16 protein-coding genes are annotated in these 19,411 nt (G+C 55.3%); 6 read left to right on the plus strand and 10 right to left on the minus strand.

Going from position 1 to position 19,411, the window contains the following annotated elements; translation table 11 throughout:
* Positions 1–201: 201 nt before the first annotated feature.
* The gene (locus EP166_RS05325; RefSeq protein WP_127555739.1) at positions 202–1,086 is read right to left on the minus strand and encodes a helix-turn-helix transcriptional regulator; all 885 of its coding nucleotides are present in this window, start codon (positions 1,084–1,086) and stop codon (positions 202–204) included.
* A 168-nt stretch (positions 1,087–1,254) separates the two neighbouring features.
* Between EP166_RS05325 and EP166_RS05330 the strand changes: the two genes are divergently transcribed.
* Positions 1,255–2,625, plus strand: a complete 1,371-nt coding sequence (locus EP166_RS05330; RefSeq protein WP_127555740.1) for an MATE family efflux transporter — start codon at positions 1,255–1,257, stop codon at positions 2,623–2,625.
* Between the two features lie 13 nt (positions 2,626–2,638).
* On the opposite strand, the gene EP166_RS05335 is transcribed toward EP166_RS05330, so the two are convergent.
* Positions 2,639–3,055, minus strand: coding sequence for an HIT family protein (locus tag EP166_RS05335; RefSeq protein WP_127555741.1), 417 nt, complete (start codon positions 3,053–3,055; stop codon positions 2,639–2,641).
* A gap of 161 nt (positions 3,056–3,216) precedes the next feature.
* Here EP166_RS05335 and EP166_RS05340 point away from each other — a divergent pair, with 161 nt between their 5' ends.
* On the plus strand, positions 3,217–4,137 hold the full coding sequence (locus EP166_RS05340) for a ribokinase (protein ID WP_127555742.1): 921 nt from the start codon (positions 3,217–3,219) through the stop codon (positions 4,135–4,137).
* Positions 4,134–5,081, plus strand: coding sequence for a nucleoside hydrolase (locus EP166_RS05345; protein ID WP_127555743.1), 948 nt, complete (start codon positions 4,134–4,136; stop codon positions 5,079–5,081). The genes EP166_RS05340 and EP166_RS05345 overlap by 4 nt, the downstream gene beginning before the upstream one ends.
* A 231-nt stretch (positions 5,082–5,312) precedes the next feature.
* Here EP166_RS05345 and EP166_RS05350 read toward each other — a convergent pair whose 3' ends face one another.
* The 6 genes from EP166_RS05350 to EP166_RS05375 all read right to left on the minus strand — a co-directional run bounded on the left by EP166_RS05350 (position 5,313) and on the right by EP166_RS05375 (position 11,372).
* Positions 5,313–7,046 carry an ABC transporter substrate-binding protein gene (locus EP166_RS05350; RefSeq protein WP_127555744.1) on the minus strand — a complete coding sequence of 578 codons (1,734 nt, stop codon included), beginning with the start codon at positions 7,044–7,046 and terminating at the stop codon, positions 5,313–5,315.
* 78 nt (positions 7,047–7,124) lie between these two features.
* A complete protein-coding gene (locus EP166_RS05355; RefSeq protein WP_127555745.1) occupies positions 7,125–7,397 on the minus strand; it encodes a DUF2160 domain-containing protein in 273 nt (90 codons plus the stop codon).
* An 11-nt stretch (positions 7,398–7,408) separates the two neighbouring features.
* A complete protein-coding gene (locus EP166_RS05360) occupies positions 7,409–8,203 on the minus strand; it encodes a carbohydrate ABC transporter permease (protein ID WP_127555746.1) in 795 nt (264 codons plus the stop codon).
* Positions 8,204–8,297: 94 nt separating this feature from the next.
* Positions 8,298–9,188 carry a carbohydrate ABC transporter permease gene (locus EP166_RS05365; protein ID WP_127555747.1) on the minus strand — a complete coding sequence of 297 codons (891 nt, stop codon included), beginning with the start codon at positions 9,186–9,188 and terminating at the stop codon, positions 8,298–8,300.
* Complete coding sequence (locus EP166_RS05370) at positions 9,181–10,281, minus strand: ABC transporter ATP-binding protein (RefSeq protein WP_127555748.1); 1,101 nt, start codon at positions 10,279–10,281, stop codon at positions 9,181–9,183. Before EP166_RS05370 ends, EP166_RS05365 begins: the two co-directional genes overlap by 8 nt.
* A gap of 2 nt (positions 10,282–10,283) precedes the next feature.
* On the minus strand, positions 10,284–11,372 hold the full coding sequence (locus tag EP166_RS05375) for an ABC transporter ATP-binding protein (protein ID WP_127555749.1): 1,089 nt from the start codon (positions 11,370–11,372) through the stop codon (positions 10,284–10,286).
* A gap of 679 nt (positions 11,373–12,051) precedes the next feature.
* Here EP166_RS05375 and EP166_RS05380 point away from each other — a divergent pair.
* The gene (locus EP166_RS05380; RefSeq protein WP_425470000.1) at positions 12,052–13,986 is read left to right on the plus strand and encodes a sigma-54-dependent Fis family transcriptional regulator; all 1,935 of its coding nucleotides are present in this window, start codon (positions 12,052–12,054) and stop codon (positions 13,984–13,986) included.
* Between the two features lie 26 nt (positions 13,987–14,012).
* Here the strand turns inward: EP166_RS05380 and glpK are convergent, their stop codons facing one another.
* Positions 14,013–15,497, minus strand: a complete 1,485-nt coding sequence (gene glpK / locus EP166_RS05385; protein ID WP_127555751.1) for a glycerol kinase GlpK — start codon at positions 15,495–15,497, stop codon at positions 14,013–14,015.
* A gap of 578 nt (positions 15,498–16,075) precedes the next feature.
* On the opposite strand from glpK, the gene EP166_RS05390 reads away from it, so the two are divergent.
* The gene (locus EP166_RS05390; RefSeq protein ID WP_213677551.1) at positions 16,076–16,909 is read left to right on the plus strand and encodes a hypothetical protein; all 834 of its coding nucleotides are present in this window, start codon (positions 16,076–16,078) and stop codon (positions 16,907–16,909) included.
* A 14-nt stretch (positions 16,910–16,923) separates the two neighbouring features.
* Entirely contained in the window at positions 16,924–18,243 is a 1,320-nt protein-coding gene (locus EP166_RS05395; protein WP_127555752.1) for a peptidoglycan-binding protein, read from the plus strand.
* Between the two features lie 121 nt (positions 18,244–18,364).
* Here EP166_RS05395 and EP166_RS05400 read toward each other — a convergent pair whose 3' ends face one another.
* The gene (locus tag EP166_RS05400; protein WP_127555753.1) at positions 18,365–19,390 is read right to left on the minus strand and encodes a DUF4382 domain-containing protein; all 1,026 of its coding nucleotides are present in this window, start codon (positions 19,388–19,390) and stop codon (positions 18,365–18,367) included.
* Positions 19,391–19,411: the final 21 nt, after the last annotated feature.

Raw genomic sequence — 19,411 nt, forward strand, 5'->3', positions numbered from 1 at the left:
GTCTTACATACGAGCAGGCAATCAATGTGCATTGAATGAATGTTATTGGCGCTGATAATTGCCTTGAAAACGCCAGAAAACCTGAAAAACAGCGGGAAATTAATCATGCGAATCAAGCAGGAAGGTCATTCCATTCTGAACAAAAAACAGCCATCGTTTTGACTAATTAATAACCAGAGTGGTTTTCTAGTACGGTGACACCTACGCCTCGTACTGTGACGAACGGCGGCGCGAATAGCGCCTGAACTGGGTCGGCGACATGCCCGTTCGGCCACGAAACCAGTGACTGAAATTGAAAGCATCGGCATAGCCGACCCGCTGAGCAATTTGACTGACTTGCCAGTTACTGCTGGCCAGCAGTTCACCGGCGCGCTGCAACCGAAGATCGGCCAGGCGCGACATGGGCCCCTGACCATATAGCTTCTTGCATACCCGGTTAAGGTGCGGTACCGAGCAATGTACCCGTTCGGCCAGTCGGGCCTGAGACCAGGGGTGATGCAACTGGTCTTCGAGCTGGGCATACAATTGACGCACCGTCATTTCTAGCCGGCTATAGCCCGATTCCCTGAGCAACAAATCAGTCAGCATCTCACTGATCAGCCCGACCATGCGGCGTCGGCGTGGTGTCCTAATCTGGTGATAAAGTGCGTCCATCATCGGTGAAATAGCCCAAACCTGATCATGTTGAAACACATCGGCCGGTTGACCCCGCAAGGCAGACCAAACCTCGGAGTCGTCCAGCAGTAGCCAGGCCATTCGCCATTCCTGTTCTGCGGCACCCAGTTCAAACAGGAAAGGTTGATGGGCGGGCAGCAGGGTAACGCTGCCAGGGGTGATCATTTCTGATCGACCCGGCAACCGAACCTGACCGCCGCCGCCCAGTGTAAACAGCAGGGTATGAATGTCGGGATCTTTTCGTCCGACGTGATAATGCCCACGCAGCCAACTGACCCCGCCCATATGCATGTCATGGTCTCTAAGCTCAGGTATCTCTTCAGCAATCAGAAAGCGCTCCCGGCATTCGGGGCCGAGAATCAGTATGTCCTGAAAGTCTTCATGATCCATATTCACAGGTAGTTGATTCATCTGCACATAGCCCCCAGGGTTACCTGGCCCTAGAATATAGCTCAATACAAGCCTATTCCATCGATTCCTGAATAACCTCTTACGCTGTTATACAGCCCCTACTCGATCGGAACATTCTTTTTCACAGTATCAACCTGACGCACCTGTTGGTGTATACACGGAGCATCGATGAGCTATCGAGCATTCTGGCAACAGGTTTTTGCATTGGCCTTGCCGGTCGCGTTTCAGTCAGCCCTGGTTTCCGCACTGGCCATGGCCGACGTGCTGATGGTCGGGCATCTGGGCAGTGAGGCGGTAGCGGCCGTCGGTCTGGCGGCCAAGCTGAATTTCGTACTGATTCTGATCATGGCCGCGCTGGGGACTGGGTGCAGCATTCTCTGTGCCCAGTATTTTGGCGCCGGTCGCCATGAAAAAGTCCGGCAAACGCTGGCGCTGTCGCAGTGTGTCGGCGCCCTGATCATGCTGCCCTTTACCCTGCTGGTGATTCTAAACGCTGAGTTTCTGGTGCGCCTGGGAACACGGGACCCTGCGGTTATCCAACTGGGCACTCCCTACATGGCTTTGCTCGGCCAGACCTTATTCACAACCCAGGGCATCATCGTTTATGAATCAGCAATGCGCGCCATCGGCCGCACCGGCTGGCCGCTGAAGTACGCGATCGTTGCCATCGTGCTGAACATCGTCATGAATTACTGGTTTATTAACGGTGGGCTGGGCGTGCCTGCCCTGGGTGTCACCGGAGCGGCGGTTGCGACAGTGCTGGCGCGCTTATTTCAGATCGGCTGGATGACCGTTGACGTTCAACACACCCGAACCCTGCATCTGTCGGTCAGCGCCTTTACTGGTCTGCGCCACTCTACCCTGCCCAGACGGTTTTTCACCCTGGCCTGGCCTCTGGTGTTGAATTTTACCCTCTGGTCATTGGGTTCGCTGGGTTACACCCTGATCGCCGGTCGCATGGGCACCGTACCACTGGCCGTCATGAGCCTACTGGCACCCATTGAGGGCATGTATCACTCGCTGTTCTTTGGCCTGGTCAACGCCTGCGGCATCATGATTGGCCAACGTCTCGGGCGCGGCCAGTTCGACGAAGCACAATGGCTGGCCAACCGCTTTATGTGGATGGCACCGCTGGGCTCACTGATGGTGGGAGTATTACTGCTGGTCGGCTCACCGGTTCTACTGGCAACTCTGGCTACCCAGGACAGTGAAACCCTTCGCCAGACACAATGGGCCATGGTCATCATGTGTCTGGGTTTCTGGATCAAGGTGTTCAACATGACCGCCATTCAGGGCATTCTGCGCGCCGGCGGCGACAGCAAGTTTTGTCTGGGCATGGACATGGTGGCGCTTTGGCTGATTGGCCTGCCATTAACCTGGATAGCGGCCTTTATCTGGGAGCTGCCCTTTATCTGGGTATACGCTCTGGTGTTGAGCGAAGAAGTCGTCAAAGCGGCGGGCGTCTACTGGCGCGTGCGCCGCCGCTATTGGCTGACTAATCTGGCTGATGAGCCGGAAACCCTGACGGTTCCGGCCTGAGCCTTAAACGGTGCTACAGCGCCGCCCTGATCTTTTCAGCCAGCGACTTCAAGTGCTCCATATCGGCTTCTTTGGTGGCGTGAGGCTGGCGCAGGTCAGCGATGGAGCCCGGGATAACATGGCAGTGAACATGAGGAACGGTTTGCCCCGCCCCTTTGCCATTCAACTGAAACAACACCACGCCCTGTGCCTCGAGCCCTGCCTTAACCGCAGCAGCGACTTTCTTGGTACTCTGTATCCAGTGAGCTGCCGCTTCATCGGACAAGTCCATCAAGGTCTCGGCAGGCTCTTTTGGAATCACCAGGGTATGGCCATCGGTCTGTGGCATGATATCCATAAACGCCAGTGTGTAGTCGTCTTCATAGACCTTGATGCAGGGAATTTCGTCGCGCAGCATTTTGGCGAAAATGTTGTTCGGATCGTAGGCCATAACACACTCCTGTAGTCAGCCTGGTGGTTTAAAAACCTGACCGATTGGTTTACTGTTCATGATCTAATCTTAGCGAACTTCACAGTCTAGCTAAACCACTGCCATACTATTGATTCACGGTGGTGCCCAACTCTCCCTTTTCATTCGGCCGGAATGCCTATATGACCCTTTACAACCTCGGTTCCATTAATATCGATCATCTGTACCAGGTCGACCACTTTGTCCGCCCCGGAGAAACCCTGGGTTCAACCGATTACCAGACCGTACTGGGGGGCAAGGGTGCCAATCAGTCCATTGCGCTGGCTCGCGCCGGCGCCGACGTAAGGCACATTGGCGCGCTGGGACAGCAGGATGACTGGGCCCTGACACAGCTGCAGGAGGCCGGGGTCAATACCGACCAGGTGGTTCTGCTGCCCGAGGCCAGTGGCCATGCCATTATCCAGCTGACCAAAGCCGCCGAAAACGCCATCATTCTGTACCCGGGTGCCAACCACCGGCTGACGGAAGCGCAACTGGCGCAGGCACTGGCCAACGGCCAACGCGGCGACTGGTTGCTGATGCAGAATGAAACCAATGGCCTCGAAGCAGCAATAACCCAGGCGCGCCAACAGAGGCTGACCATTGCCTTCAATCCGGCCCCTATGGATGTAGATCGGGTCAGGCCACTGCTTGGCCAGATCGACTGGCTGATCGTCAATGAAGTTGAAGCGATGGACCTGACCGAAACCCAGACCGTTGCCGATGCAGAACAGGCACTGGTGAACACCTACCCGCAATTGCATACCCTGCTGACGCTCGGCAAAGCGGGTGTGGTGTATTTGCACCGGACTAACAGAGACAGCGTTGCCGCACACTCTGTCGAGGCTCTCGATACTACGGCCGCCGGTGACACCTTTATTGGTTATGCCTTGTCGGCGCTTGCTGCAGGCAATAGCCCGGCACAGGCCATGGCGCTGGGGTCGGCCGCTGCCGCGATCTGCGTCACCCGCCTTGGGGCGTCCTCTTCCATCCCCACGCTGGAAGAAACCCGGGCCTTTATGAGCAAGACAGCACACCAACCCACAGACGGAGACCCGGCATGACGCACAAAATCATCATCGACACAGACCCGGGCATCGACGATGCGATGGCCATCCTGTTCGCCTTTGGTGCTGCAGAGATCGAGGTACTGGGTCTGACCACGGTATTCGGCAATGTCAGTGCCGAGCGTGCCACCCTGAATGCACTGACGTTGAGCCAGTGGGCGGGCAAACCCGTCCCGGTCGCCAAGGGGGCCGACACACCGCTGATGATGGAACCGCGCCAACATGCCGACTACGTGCACGGGCAGGACGGCTTTGGCAACATAGGGTGGCCGGAAGCGACCTGTGAACGTGATATACGCAGCGCCCCGCATTTTATTGTCGACACCGTCAATGCCAACCCGGGCGAAGTCACCCTGGTTGCACTGGGTCCACTGACTAATCTGGCGCTGGCGCTGGAACTGGATCCGGACATAGCCGGTAAGGTAAAGGAAGTCGTGTTAATGGGTGGCGCTGTGCACGAAACCGGTAACGTCAGTCCGGTGGCTGAAGCCAACCTGATCAACGACCCGCACGCTGGTGATGCCGTTTTCGGAGCCGACTGGCCAGTCACCATGATCGGCCTGGATGTGACCCATCAGGTACTGCTCAAAGCGGGGGTACTGGAGCGCATCGAAGCTGCAAATCCGGAACAGGGCGGGTTTTTGAACAAGGCGGCACAACATTATTTCGACTTTTACCGTGAAGCCATGGGCATCGACGGCTGTTATTTCCACGACGCCGCTACCATCGCCTATGTGCTGGACCCCTCTCTGTTCGGCTGCCGCCATGGTGCCATTCGTGTGGCGACCGATGGTCTGGCCATCGGCCAGACGATGATGGCCCCCGAAGGGCGTACCTTTCCAACGGAAGGCTGGGAGAACCGGCCTCTGGTGAAGGTGGCCATTGAGGTTGACGACGTTCGGGTACTGTCATTATTTGAACGCACATTGTCGGCGCAATAAATCACGTAAACGCAGGCTATTAGCCTTCAGTGGGTGTTATCGAAAAAGGGGCTGGAAACCAGCCCAAGGACTCAGCACTCGTGGGTACAAATGAGGCGGGGATTTCAGGCAGAAACTCCCGGCCGGGTGAATAGTCCGGCCGCCTCATTTGTCTTGGCTTTCGTGTCTAGTTGATCTGTCTGACAATGTTAAATCCGGGGTTTGCTCATACGGCGAGCAAACCCCAGTCCGTTACATCGTACCGGCAGCCATCCACTCAGCCATCATTTCATCATATGGCTGGGTACGGCCCTGCGGCTTTTCGTTGTCCAGACGAGGCTTGGGTGCACCCGGCTGATCGAGCCAATACTGGGCATCACGCTCTTCATTGAGGATCGGCGCATACTGCTCAAACACATTGGCACGGGCCAGTCGGCTCATGGTGTTGTCGATCGCACCGGCCAGGTTATCCAGTGCTTCCTGAGCAGAAATCTCACCACTAACCGCAGGTGCCAGGTTCTGCCACCACAGCGGAGCAAGCCGCGGATAATCAGGTACGTTGGTACCAGACGGTGTCCACATGCTTTCATTCGGGCTGCGATAGAACTCAACCAGACCGCCCAGCTTGGGAGCCAGCTCGGTCATTTCATCGGAGTTGATATCAGAGCGACGAATGGGTGTCAGACCGCGGATGGTTTTTTCCAGCGACACCGTTTTTGACACAGTGAACTGGGCAAACAACCAGGCAGCGGTGCGACGGTCTTCTGGCGTGGAATCAAAGAAGGTCCAGGCACCTACGTCCTGATAGCCGACTTTCATGCCTTCTTCCCAGTACGGACCGACTGGCGAGGGCGCCATGCGCCACTTCGGCGTGCCGTCGTCTTCCGTTACCGGCAAAGACGGATCCGTCATGTCTGCCGTAAAGGCTGTGTACCAGAACGCTTGCTGTGCGATATTGCCCTGCGCCGGTACCGGCCCTGCTTCGCCAAAGGTCATGCCCTGTGCTTCTGGCGGTGCATAGTCACGCAACCAGTCAACCATTTTGCGCAGCGCGTATTCTGACGCAGGCGAGTTTGTCGCACCACCGCGGGTAACACTGGCACCAACCGGGTTACCCTCTTCATTTACACGAATACCCCAGTCATCGACAGGGTTACCGAACGGCAGACCCGGGTCGCCCATACCGGCCATGGAGAACCAGGAATCGTGAAAGCGCCAGCCCAGTGACGGATCACGACGACCATAATCCATGTGACCATAGACCGTTTGACCGTCGATCTCCCGACCGGTGAAGAACTCGGCAATGTCTTCATAGGCCGACCAGTTCAAAGGGACGCCCAGGTCGTAACCGTATTCATCGCGAAATGCCGCCTTCAGGTCGTCGCGCTCGAACCAGTCGGCGCGGAACCAGTACAGGTTGGCAAACTGCTGAGTTGGCAACTGGTAAATTTTACCGTCCGGGCCAGTGGTGTACTGAATGCCGATAAAGTCATCCAGGTCCAAACCCGGGTTGGTAAAATCGCTCCATTCATTCTCGATCGCATCTGAAATAGCGATGGTCTTGCCGTAGCGCAGGTGCGTGCCGATTGCATCCGAGTCGTTGACGAAGCCATCATAAATGCTTCGGTTGGACTGCATCTGCGTTTGCATGGTGTTGACAACGTCACCTTCGCCGATGATGTTGTGCGTGACTTCAATACCGGTGATTTCTGTGAAGGCTTCGGCCAACACGCTCGATTCATATTCGTGCGTTGTCAACCCTTCTGCAACGGTACTGATTTCCATGCCCCGGAACGGTTCGGCAGCCTGAATAAACCACTCAAGTTCAGCAATCTGCTCTTCACGGCTGAGCGTGGAGCGCTGAAAGTTGTTATCAACCCAGCGTTCGGCCGCCTGACGATACTGGTCTTCGGCCTGAGTGTGGGCAGCGATCAGGAAAGAACCTGACATTACTAGCGATAGGTACTTCATTTTTTTATTGTTCATGATGACCTCATTCTTGGTTCTTGAATTACATCCCTTTACTGACATCGTCCTTTTCCTTTTGTTTCACATTGCTTTGGGTCAACCCCAGCGCATCAGTACGACTACCCAGACGACTGACAGAGCGGTTGCTACCAACACGTGAAATTCGGTAAACCCAATCATCCCCAGATGAAAGAAAGCGCTGGTCAGCAGACCAATAAACAATCGATCACCCCGGGTGGTACTGATGGGCAAAAAACCCTTCCGTTCGATCGACGGCGAAAAATACTGCCACACCGTCATGCCCGCCAGAATCACCGCTATTGCAGAGAAAAAGCCGGCTGTGGGTAATGTCCAGACCATCCAGTTCATTGGAAGTCTCCTCAGGTACGGCCGAGGGCAAAGCCCTTGGCGACGTGGTTACGAACAAAGTAGATAACAAAAATACCAGGCAAGATCGTCAGTACACCGGCCGCCGACAACAGCCCCCAGTCAATGCCAGATGCTCCGGCCGTACGCGTCATAATCGCCTGAATGGGCTGTGACTCCGTTGCCGTTAAGGTGCGTGCAAGCAACAGTTCTATCCAGGAGAACATGAACAGAAAGAAGGCGGTGACCCCAATGCCCGAGCGAATCAGTGGAATGTAGATCTTCAGGAAAAAGTTCCAGAACTTGTAGCCGTCGATGTAAGCCGTCTCATCAATTTCGATGGGTACGCCCGACATAAACCCTTCCAGAATCCACACAGCCAGTGCCACGTTAAACAGACAGTGAGCCAGCGCTACGGCAATGTGCGTATCAAACAAGCCGATCGAAGAATACAGCTGAAAAAACGGTAGAGCGAAAACCGCCGGTGGCGCCATCTTGTTGGTCAGCAACCAGAAAAACAGGTGCTTGTCACCGACAAACTTATAGCGACTGAACGCATAGGCCGCCGGCAGTGCTACCAGCAAGCTGATGGTCATGTTCATGGCCACGTAGGTCATGGAGTTTATGTAGCCGCTGTACCAGCTGGGGTCCGTCAGTATGCGCTGGTAATTATCCAGCGTGAAATTATTGGGAAAGAATGACAGTGCGCCCAATATTTCCTGGTTGGTTTTAAATGACATGTTGACCAGCCAGTAGATCGGCAAGATCAGCAGTACCAGATAGATCGTCAGGCCAATGCGTGACTTCATGGCAGAGTCTCCTTTGTACCGGGCACGAACATCAAATGAAGAGGCGGATTTCGACTTTGGTATCGAGGCGCCGTTTGCCGTGTTCATCGTCATGTCAGCTATCCCCGGTTTTTTGCGTCGTTTTGTCTTTCTGCATGTGCATGATGGTGGTATAGAACACGAAGCTCACTGCCAGAATGATCAGAAAGTAAATGATCGAGAAAGCGGCCGCAGGGCCCAGATCAAACTGCCCGATGGCCATCGCTGTCAGCGCCTGGCTGAGAAAGGTGGTTGAACTGCCAGGGCCACCCCCGGTCAACACAAAAGGCTCGGCATAGATCATGAACGAGTCCATAAAGCGAATCAGCACGCCAATAACGAGAACATTGGTCAGCTTCGGCAATTGGATGTAACGGAACACGGCCCAGCGTGAGGCCCGATCAATACGGGCAGCCTGATAATAAGCCTCAGGGATGGCCCGCAGACCGCTGTAGCACAGCAAGGCAATCAGCGGTGTCCAGTGCCAGACGTCCATCAGAATGATGGTGGCCCAGGCATCTCCTGAGTTTCGTGAAATGTTATAGGCATAACCCAGTTCACGAATCCCCCAGCCCATTAAACCAATGTCTGTCCGGGTAAATATCTGCCAGATTGTGCCCACCACATTTAATGGAATCAGCAGTGGCAACGAGACCAGCACCAGAGACAGCGATGCCTGCCACCCTTTTTTCGGCATCATCAGCGCTACCAAAATGCCCAGCGGTACCTCAATGGCCAGAATGGTGAAGGAGAAAATGAATTGCCGGACAAGCGCCCCCTGCAATTGCGGATCGTTCAACATCGTCCGGTACCATTCAGTTCCGGTGAAGAAACGGGTATTGGCGTCAAACACATCCTGAACCGAATAGTTCACCACCGTCATCAGCGGAATAACCGCTGAAAATGCGACGACAATAAAAACGGGCAGAACAAACAACCACCCCTTGTTGCTTTCAATCTTATTCATGGGGAAGCTCCAGCAAATATTCGTCGGCATAGACTTTGAGCCATTGCTCGGGAAAGCTGACGCGTGCTTTTTTATCCGGCACCTTCTGATCTTCGTGCAAACGTGCCTTCATCGGAATAGAGCCGAATCGGAACGACATGATCCGGTAAGTACCCAGATCTTCAATGTCCTGAATGGTGACCTCAAAGGCATCGTCATTGGCTTCTGTCCAGACATGGACAAACTCGGGGCGAATGCCCAGTTTGATGTTGGTAATACCGGACTGGCGCAAGTGCGCAACCATCTTATCCGCTACCGGCATCAGCTGGCCTTCAAATTCAAGGCCGCGATCCGTCAGCTCTGGTGTGATGAAATTCATGCCCGGGCTGCCAATGAAGTAGCCGACAAAGGTATGCTTCGGGCTTTCAAACAATTCCCGGGGCGTGCCAAACTGAACGATCTGACCTTCGAACATCAGCGCGATCTTGTCGGCGAAGGTAGAGGCCTCCAACTGATCGTGTGTTACATATACCATGGTGGTGTTGAACTGCTTGTGAATCTGCTTGAGCTTGCGTCGCAGCTTCCATTTCAGTTGCGGGTCGATGACCGTCAGCGGTTCGTCGAACAAAATGGCGGAGACATCGTCCCTTACCAGGCCACGGCCCATCGATACTTTTTGCTTCTGATCGGCACTCAGCCCTTTGGCTTTGCGATTCAGCTGTTCGGTCAGCTCCAGCACTTCCGCCACTTCATACACCTTGGACTTGACCTTATGCTCAGGCACGCCGATGTTGCGCAGTGGAAAGGCAAGGTTTTCGAACACCGTCATGGTGTCGTACACCACCGGGAACTGAAACACCTGAGCGATGTTGCGCTGCTCGGGTTTCAGTTTATTAACCCGGGTATCGTCGAACAGAATGTCACCATCAGACGGCTCTAACAGACCGGAGATGATGTTCAGCAACGTCGACTTGCCACACCCGGAAGGGCCCAGCAAGGCATAAGCCCCACCCTGCTCCCACACATGCTGCATTTCGCGAATGGCATAGTCTTCCGGGCCTTTGGGGTTGGCACTGTAGGTGTGCGCCAGTGACTTCAAGGTAATTTGCGCCATGATCAGGCCTCCACAAGTCGGGCGGGCGAGTGAACAAGCGAGCCCTGGGTATCGAAGGCATACAACTTGTGGGTCGGGAAATAGATTTTGATCTCCTGATCCACCTCGTATTCATGAACGCCAGATAGATGCAGCACCAGCTCGAAGTGAGGGTTGCGCACGTGCAGGAAGGTCTCCGAACCGGACAACTCTGCCAGGTCCACTTTTACCGGCAGTTCAAGGTCATCGTCGGAATGCGGCACCAGACCGATGTGCGAGGCCCGAACCCCAAATTGATAGTGCCCCGGCTGCAGCATTTTCAGATCATTGTTCAGTTGAAAGTGCACGTCCTGATCAAAGGTGACTTCATTTTCTGTCACCTCACCCGGCACCACATTGATCGGCGGCTCCGAGAACATCTCTGCCGTGATAATATCGCGCGGCTTGTGATACACCTGAGCCGTGGGGCCCATTTGCAGCAAGCGACCTTCATGCAATACTGCGGTATTGCCGCCCAGAGCCAGGGCTTCGTTGGGCTCGGTAGTGGCGTAAACGGCAATGCAATTGCGCGCTTTGAACAAATTGCGCAACTCATCGCGCAACCCTTCGCGCAATTTGTAGTCGAGGTTGACCAGGGGTTCATCGAACAGGACCACCTGGGCGTCCTTCACCAAAGCACGGGCCATAGCCGTTCTTTGCTGTTGCCCCCCGGAAAGCTCCAGTGGCAGACGATCGAGCATGGACTCGATGCCCAACATTTCAGCGGTTTCACGCACCCGCCGATCGAGCGTGTCTTTATCCAGTTTGGCCAGACGCAGCGGCGAGGCAATATTTTCGTAAACGGTCAGGTTCGGGTAATTGATAAACTGTTGATACACCATGGAGATGTTCCGCTCGCGCACCGACACGCCGGTGACATCCACGCCGTTCATCAGAACCTTGCCCTTGGTTGGCCGGTCGAGGCCAGCCATCAGACGCATCAGAGTGGTTTTGCCGGAGAGCGTTCGCCCCAGCAACACGTTAAAGGAACCCGGTTCCAGCGTCAGATCGACATCTGAAATCCAGGTCTCTCCATCGACGACCCGTGACACGTTTTGCAGCGTCAGTGACATGCTACTTACCCTTTGTCGTTATTGTTTGGTCTTGCAACCCCACTCACAGGTTGAGCGGGGTGGATAGCCTGATCGGCCTTTTATTTTTATATCAGTCTGTGACAGCAATTACCTGCCGGAACCCGGTCACTGCGTTACTGGCTTGCCGCGGACAGATCGGACTCCGGCGTTCTGTGATATCTGTAGTACAAGACCCGTGCCAGAAGAAACGAAAATTATCGAATATTTTCCAACACCCTCAGCCAATGGGGCCTCGCGCCTTGATAACCAGAGAAAGCCCAGAAGCGTAGACATCCTGTCGCTGTACCAGGAGTGTTCAAAACTGTTCAAAGTGTTCAGAGCAACTGTAAAAATGAACACTTTTGTGAACAACTGACCATGCCCCGGCATGTTCCTGGGCGCATGACCCCATTTGAACCTGGCTTTCACAACCGGGGGAATGTCAGCCTGAATCCGCCGATATAGGTCCATGAACACTGCTTCACAGTTGACTTGCCCTCAAACCAATGCAGAATGTTGAACAAGGCTTGGCGCTCCACCCTGATAATCAGGGGTATCGGAGCCGGAAATGGACAAAAACGAACATACAAGCCGGTCTAAACAACAACAAAACGCACAGCCAAGTCCTGATGTCACAGGGCATGAGAGTCTCGATACGAACACGAAAGATCACAAAGAGGTGATTCAGGAGTCGTGGTACCGGTGTGAGCAATATGGTCTGGAACACGGTAGCCAGCCCAACTTTGCCACTTTGCCGAAAGGGGAGCTCAAGGACCGGGTCGAACAGCATCACAGCTTGCTGGAGACAACGGAAAAAGAAGTCCTTCCTTACTACGAAAACATCCTGAGCAACTCATCATGCATGATTGTTCTGGCCGACCGGCAAGGGCATGTCCTCAACACCTGGGGGCAATCACGCTTCGGACCCGCTTCCGAACACGGGCTGGTGGGTGGCAATCAGTGGACAGAGGTGGGGGTTGGCACCAACGCTATCGGTACCGCCCTGATCACCGGCCACGCCATTCAGGTGGGCCGGGACGAACATTTCCTGCGTGCCAATCGCTTCATGGTGGGCTCAGCTTCCCCCATTTACGACACCAAAAATGACCTGGTAGGGGTTCTGGATATTTCCTCCGATGCCTACCTGCCGCAAGACCACACCCTGGGCATGGTCAAGTTGATGTCGCTCAGTGTCGAAAACCGGCTGATTTACTCTGCGTTTCAGAAAGACCACTTTATCCTCACCTTTAATACCAATGTCGTCAGTCTCGACAGTCACTGGTCCGGCATTCTGGTGCTCGATGAGAATGGCGTCATTGTTTCGGCCAACCGCCGGGCCGAGGTCGTCCTGGCGCAGGATCTCGCCTTGCTGAACATCAACCAGGTCTTTGACTGCTCCATGCGGGAGATCAAGCACCACCCTCCCAACGCGCCGATGAAACTGCGTGCCATGGGCCGGTTTCAGATCTATGTGAAAGTCATTCCGCCGCTGGCACCGGTCATGCGGGTGCCCGATTTCCGCAATAGGGCCGACTATATACCACCAGTCACCCCACTGGATGCCGAGACTCAGACCACCGCTTTCGATTTGACGGCTTACACCGAACCAGGCACTGGATCAGAGGCGACAGAGGCTCATGAAGAGCCATCGCCAGCCGAAAAAACAACGGCTGCCCAGCCACAACGCCCGCTACCACCAAATGTCATTCCATTGGAGCAACTGGAACATGGGGACGTGCGGGTACGGCGGACGGTGCGTCAGGCGCACAAGATTATGGAAAAGGACATTCCGATTCTGATACACGGTGAAACTGGCGCCGGTAAAGAAATTCTGGTGCGTAGCCTGCATTATCACAGCAGCCGGGCCAGTGAGATGCTGGTGGCGGTTAACTGCGCCGCCATACCGTCGGAGCTGGTCGAGTCTGAACTCTTTGGCTACGAGCGCGGCGCCTTCACCGGCGCTCAGAACAAGGGCTCGATTGGCCTGATACGTCGCGCCCACCGGGGCACCCTCTTTCTTGATGAAATTGGGGAAATGCCACTGACGGTTCAGTCGCGGCTGCTGCGTGTCTTGCAGGAACGCATGGTTACTCCGCTGGGTTCGACCGAGGTATTTCCAGTCGACATCAAGCTGATTTCAGCCACCAACCGGATTCTGAAAGACGAAGTCGCCGAGGGCCGTTTCAGGGAAGACCTGTACTACCGCATTTCTGGCCTCAACATTGAACTGCCCTCGCTGCGCGACCGGGCCGACAAGGCCGAACTGATCCGCTACGTTTTCGAGCGTTTGCGCCTTGAAGAACCCGCCCAGCCGCTGAGTGAGCACTTGCTTAAGATGCTGGTCAAACACCCCTGGCCTGGCAACATGCGCCAGCTGGTCCATGTATTGAAAGTGGGCATGGCCATGGCCGATGGGGATGAACTGGAAGACTGGCACCTGCCTGACGACTTTTTCGATGAGCTCGACAGCCCGCACCAGCCAGGAAACACGCCAGAGGTAGAACCTCTGGAACGGCTGATACCCCGGTTGCTGAAAGAGCACCACGGCAATGTATCCAAAACCGCTAAAGCGGCCGGGGTCAGCCGCAATACCGTTTACAAATACCGCTCCTGAACCGTGGCCTTAACTCATTGCCCGTCTCAATCCATCAACGCTGATCGAACCGCTCGCTGCCAGCCAGATACCAGCCGCTTACGCTGATCCGACTTCATGTCGGTGTCAAAGGTGCGATCTGCCTGCCACAATTCAGACAATTCCCGGGTCGACTTGTAGACCCCGGTTTGCAATCCGGCCAGCATCGCCGCACCCAGTGCGGTGGTTTCCGTAATGACCGGACGGGTCACTTTGGAGTCAGTCACGTTCGACAGAAACTGCATTGCCCAGTTGTTCGCGGCCATGCCACCGTCGATACGCAGTTCAACTTCGTCAATGGCGCCATCATCGAGCATGGCACCCAGCAGGTCAGCGGTCTGGTACCCAACCGACTGTAAACCCGCCGTCACGATATGCTCAATGCCAGAATCCCGCGTCATCCCGACCAGGGCGGCGCGTGCATCGGGGTCCCAGTGCGGGGCGCCCAGCCCGGTAAACGCCGGGACCAGGTAGACATGCTGATCCGGCCCTACTTTCTCGGCCATGGCTTCACTGTCGGCGGCGTGTTTGATGAACCCCATTTTGTCCCGCAGCCATTGCATGGTGGCCCCGGCCATGAAAATGGAGCCTTCCAGTGCATAGGTCACCCGGCCATCGATCCGGTAGCCAACGGTGGTCAGCAGGCGGTGCTTTGAATTAACCGGTTGCGAGCCCGTGTTCATCACCATAAAACAGCCGGTGCCGTAGGTGCTCTTGGTCATGCCCTTATCGAAGCAACATTGGCCGAACAATGCGGCTTGCTGGTCGCCGGCCACCCCGGCAATGGGCAATTCAATACCCACGACATCCGGATCGGTGGTGCCAAAATCGGCGGCCGAGTCCAGCACCGTCGGCATTATTGAACGGGGGACTCGAAACAGATCCAGCAGTGCAGAATCCCACTGTTGGGTATGAATGTTGAACAGCAGCGTCCGGGAGGCATTGGTCGCATCAGTGACGTGGCGCTTGCCGCCGGTCATCTTCCAGATCAGGTAGGTATCAACCGTGCCGAACAGGAGGTCACCGGCTTCTGCCTGGGCCCGGGCACCTTTGACGTTGTCGAGAATCCAGGCGATCTTCGAGGCGGAAAAGTATGGATCCAGTAGCAACCCGGTTTTTTCATGCACCCAGCCTTCGGTCTTACGGTCCTGAAGCTCTTCGCAGTACCGGGCTGTTCGCCGGTCTTGCCAGACAATGGCGTTATACAGCGGCTCACCTGTCTTGCGATTCCACACCAGAGTGGTTTCCCGCTGATTGGTAATGCCCAGCGCCCGAATCGTGCCATCGTGCTCTCCTGCCCTGGCAACGACTTCTTTCAGGGTATCGAGCGTTGACTGCCAGATGTCTTCCGGGTTGTGCTCAACCCAGCCATCATCTGGAAAGTGCTGTTCAAATTCCTGTTGCGCACTGGCCAGGCTGTCGCCCTGCCGACTGAAGAGAATGGCTCGGGTACTGGTCGTGCCCTGATCAATGGCTAGCAGTAAATCTGTCATAGGAACCCCGGATTCTGTAACGCCGTTATTTTCTTTTTTGTTCGATATTGAAGTTTATCCGCGCATAAACGAACTTTAAAGTGCTTTTTTCAAACCAAACCCCTATTACACCGACTTTGTAGGCAATTGGAGACTAGTCTGGTTTCATTTACTCCAATACACCGGCCCATTTTACTAAGGTGCCAAAAAGGCGTGTCAGCCACCGGCTATGCCTATACGGGTGGTGCGACACATCGCTCGGCGTAAATCCTTCCATGGAGCCTAGGCCGCAGGATATGACTCCCATCCATGGGATTCACCCTTCGGGCTCGCTACGCTCATGCTAAAACGCTCCTGGCGTTTTAGTCCATGCTGCGGACTACACCGGATAGGCACACCCGATAGCCGACACTCGGCCTGTACCAATTCCTAAATATTGCGACAATATCGCCGTGTTACCGACCTTTTTAAGGTTCCAGTGTGGTAATGGATACCTTAAAACTCAAACCCTGTACGCTTAATTAAAGTCGGTAGGACAACGTTAAGAACAGTGTGCTAAGGTACTTTCCGTCCGTCTGATGTCGCATCTAGGAGTGTTCATGAGCAACCCCAAACATACCCTTTTCTGGATGACGGTCTACCTGCTGATCGTTGCCACCGTCTGTGCTCTGATTTATGAACCTCTCAAATCAGCCTTTATGGCGAACTGGGTCTTTAATGCTCTCATTCTGGCCGTTTTGTTGATTGGTATTGGCCTGACCTACCGCCAGGTCCTCATTCTGCGTCCGGAACTGCAGTGGATTGCCCTGTTTCGAACCGGCCGCAGCGGTTTGTCAGTTAAGCAGGAGCCACGACTGCTAAAGCCGCTGGCGCGCCAGTTGGGTGAAGATTTCAAGCGCGACCGCTTTACCCTGTCGGCGATGTCGCTGCGCACCGTGCTCGATGGCATTCGATCACGACTCGATGAATCCCGCGAGATTTCCCGTTATATGATCAGCCTGCTGGTCTTTCTGGGGCTATTGGGTACCTTCTGGGGTTTGCTGGGCACCATTGAAGCGGTGGGCCGGGTGATCATCAACCTCGACATCGGCAATCAGGATTTTGAGCAGGTTTTCGGCGAACTCCAGGCTGGCCTGCTACGACCACTCGATGGCATGGGCACTGCGTTCAGTTCATCACTGCTCGGTCTGGGGGGGTCACTGGTACTGGGCTTTCTGGATATTCAGGCCGGCCATGCACAGAACCGGTTTTATGACAGCCTTGAAGAATGGCTGACGGGCCTAACCAATCTGATTGACGCGCGCGACCTGACCGAAGAGCCCGGCCTGCCACGGACCCAGAAAGCCCGTGAGGAACTGGCCGAAGAACTCCTGATCCTCGAAGAAGAAAATCGCCAGCTGAAAGAAAAGCTGGGTTTTTCTGACGACGACTGAACGGAGCCCCGCTGATGTTAGGCAGTCGCAGACGCGCTCAATCCACCGTCAATGTTTGGCCCGGCTACGTCGACGCCCTGTCGGCGCTGTTGTTGCTGGTCATTTTCATGTTGCTCATTTTCACGCTGGCACAGGTCTTTCTGGCCGAAACCGTCTCGGACCGGGATGCGGAGCTGAACCGCCTTAATGCCCGCCTTGCCGAAATCAGCAATGCCCTGCGCCTTCAGGAAGAAAGCAATGAAGCGTTGAACGAACGCCTGGTGTCACTGCGTGCTCAGTATAACCAAAGCCTGCAACGCCAGGCCGGGTTGGAGGAACAGGTAGCCGCGCTTGAGGAGACCATTGAAACCGACCGGGAAACCATCGAGGTCCAATTACGGGAAAAAGCCGCGCTGCAACAGGATATCGTGACCCTGCGCGAATTGCGGGCCGAATTGGAACAGGAAATTGCCGGCCTGGTAACCCGCCTGAACCAAAGCGAGGAAACCGTCGATCAGTTGGAAGTCGAACTGGCCGCCCGGGATGAGCTGGTCGGTTCCCTGCGCGATCGCAGCCAGGCCCTGGAAGCCAGGCTGGCCACCGAAGAGGAGCGCACCCTGCTCGCCCAGCGTGAGATCGAGGAACAAGAGCTGCGCATTGAAGACCTGGTCGCCATCGCCAGCGAAGGCGAAGAAGCCCTGGAAGAGGAAAAACGGTTGTCGGCCCGGGCCCAGGCTGAGATTGACCGCTTGAGTCAGCAAATTGATGCCCTACAAGCCCAACTTAACCAGATCAGCACCGCCCTGGCGCTGGAGCAGGAACTGACTGCCGAGCAAGAGGTCTTACTGGCAGACTTGGGCGAGCGTTTAAATTCGGCTCTGGCACAGCGCGTCAACGAGCTCGAACAATACCGGTCCGATTTCTTTGGCCGACTGCGCCAGGCGCTGGCCAATAACCCCAACATCCGGATCGAGGGCGATCGCTTTCTGCTGCCTTCCGAGCTGTTTTTCGAGTCAGCGTCGGCGACGTTGGGCGTTGCGGGCCAGGGCGAGCTGGACAAGTTGGCCGATATTTTCGAGGAAATCGCCGCTGACATACCCGACGACATCAACTGGATACTGCGCATCGACGGCCATACTGACCAGCGCCCGATCAACACCGAGCGTTTCCCCTCCAACTGGGAGCTTTCCACAGCCCGGGCGGTGTCGGTTGTTCGCTATCTGGCACAACAGGGCATCGATCAGAACCGCATGGCGGCCGCAGGCTTTGGCGAACACCACCCGGTTGACCCGGCTTTCACCGAAGAAGCGTTTCAGAATAACCGGCGTATCGAGATCAAGTTGACCAATCGTTAAGGCGGCTTAAGGTCATCGATCGATTGCGGCCTGTTACCGGAATGCAGACGGTTCTGCCATAAAAAAGGCCAGACGATAGTCTGGCCAAGGGTCTTACACGGGTTCGGTTACAAAAACGGGTTCAACTGTTGTCGTCATCGTCCCAGTCATCCCAGTCGTCGTCGCCATCATCATCGTCGTCGTCATCTTCGTCTGAATCCAGGTCTCCGTCGTCATCGTCGTCTTCACCGTAATCGGCCGACTCCTCGATGTTTTCCTCGATAACGTCATACACCTTTGCAGCGTCATTTGAGCTGTCATCATCGTCCAGAAAAATCTCATTGGTTCCCTGCGCGATGCCATCTTCAAAACGAACGCCATCGCTATTGGTGTCATCGTCGTCAAACCGGAACCAGCGTGCCATGCGGAACGCGACGATCAAATCCACTGAGCCATCAACGTCAAAGCCCAGACTGGAATCCAGCCCCGACAACTCGAAATCGTCATCATCGTCGTAGGTCAGCTTAAAGTCATACGCGTTCACTGCCCCGTTTACTGGCGTATATTGCCCCTCAAGATAGAGGCTGTAATTTGCGCCCAGGTCTTCGAACTGATCCATCAGTGGCTGCCCGTCTGCACCCTGATCATTACTGCGCAACGGACCGTACTCGATTTCGATGTCGTCGTATCGGCCACGGGGCAAACTCAGCTCTGGCAAATTGGGCGTCACCTCATTGGTGAGCAGATTAACCACAAAGGGGCCGACAAATTCGATCTCATCGTCGTCGCTGTCGTCATCGTCATCGTCATCCTGATCATCGTCGTCATCCTGCTCTAGCTCAATGGAGCGCACAACGATCCAGGCTTTGGTTAGGGTCAGGTCCCCCGCTTTACTGCTGTCCGGGTTGATGACGGGCAATACAACCGGTTCGCCCGCATCCCGCACCGTCAGAGAACGCGCTGTGTTCGCACTGTAGCTGGGTGCCGTGGCTTGAATATCCAGAGTGGCGCGTCCCAAACTGGTATCACCTCCCGGGTTGCAGGCTGCCAGCAAGGTAGTTGTACCGGCAATAACGGCCATCGTCAGCGGACGGGGGCGGTAAGACCGGATACCGCGATGCGATAGCGTGCTGTCTTGTGTCTGTTTCAATTGCGATGGTTTAGTCATAGTTATCACCTTTTGCTGTCT

Origin of the sequence: Saccharospirillum alexandrii, assembly GCF_004000275.1 — a bacterium.
In the GTDB taxonomy this organism is placed as follows: Bacteria; Pseudomonadota; Gammaproteobacteria; order Pseudomonadales; family Natronospirillaceae; genus Saccharospirillum; species Saccharospirillum alexandrii.

What these genes read in the sequence shown, in the direction of transcription:
- glpK (WP_127555751.1), bottom strand. Translation starts at nt 15,497, where the DNA reads ATGACAGATTTACTGCTAGCCATTGATCAGGGCACGACCAGTACCCGA.
- EP166_RS05330 (WP_127555740.1), top strand. Translation starts at nt 1,255, where the DNA reads ATGAGCTATCGAGCATTCTGGCAACAGGTTTTTGCATTGGCCTTGCCG.
- EP166_RS05350 (WP_127555744.1), bottom strand. Translation starts at nt 7,046, where the DNA reads ATGAACAATAAAAAAATGAAGTACCTATCGCTAGTAATGTCAGGTTCT.
- EP166_RS05390 (WP_213677551.1), top strand. Translation starts at nt 16,076, where the DNA reads ATGAGCAACCCCAAACATACCCTTTTCTGGATGACGGTCTACCTGCTG.
- EP166_RS05360 (WP_127555746.1), bottom strand. Translation starts at nt 8,203, where the DNA reads ATGAAGTCACGCATTGGCCTGACGATCTATCTGGTACTGCTGATCTTG.
- EP166_RS05335 (WP_127555741.1), bottom strand. Translation starts at nt 3,055, where the DNA reads ATGGCCTACGATCCGAACAACATTTTCGCCAAAATGCTGCGCGACGAA.
- EP166_RS05340 (WP_127555742.1), top strand. Translation starts at nt 3,217, where the DNA reads ATGACCCTTTACAACCTCGGTTCCATTAATATCGATCATCTGTACCAG.
- EP166_RS05395 (WP_127555752.1), top strand. Translation starts at nt 16,924, where the DNA reads ATGTTAGGCAGTCGCAGACGCGCTCAATCCACCGTCAATGTTTGGCCC.
- EP166_RS05345 (WP_127555743.1), top strand. Translation starts at nt 4,134, where the DNA reads ATGACGCACAAAATCATCATCGACACAGACCCGGGCATCGACGATGCG.
- EP166_RS05365 (WP_127555747.1), bottom strand. Translation starts at nt 9,188, where the DNA reads ATGAATAAGATTGAAAGCAACAAGGGGTGGTTGTTTGTTCTGCCCGTT.
- EP166_RS05400 (WP_127555753.1), bottom strand. Translation starts at nt 19,390, where the DNA reads ATGACTAAACCATCGCAATTGAAACAGACACAAGACAGCACGCTATCG.
- EP166_RS05370 (WP_127555748.1), bottom strand. Translation starts at nt 10,281, where the DNA reads ATGGCGCAAATTACCTTGAAGTCACTGGCGCACACCTACAGTGCCAAC.
- EP166_RS05325 (WP_127555739.1), bottom strand. Translation starts at nt 1,086, where the DNA reads ATGAATCAACTACCTGTGAATATGGATCATGAAGACTTTCAGGACATA.
- EP166_RS05375 (WP_127555749.1), bottom strand. Translation starts at nt 11,372, where the DNA reads ATGTCACTGACGCTGCAAAACGTGTCACGGGTCGTCGATGGAGAGACC.
- EP166_RS05355 (WP_127555745.1), bottom strand. Translation starts at nt 7,397, where the DNA reads ATGAACTGGATGGTCTGGACATTACCCACAGCCGGCTTTTTCTCTGCA.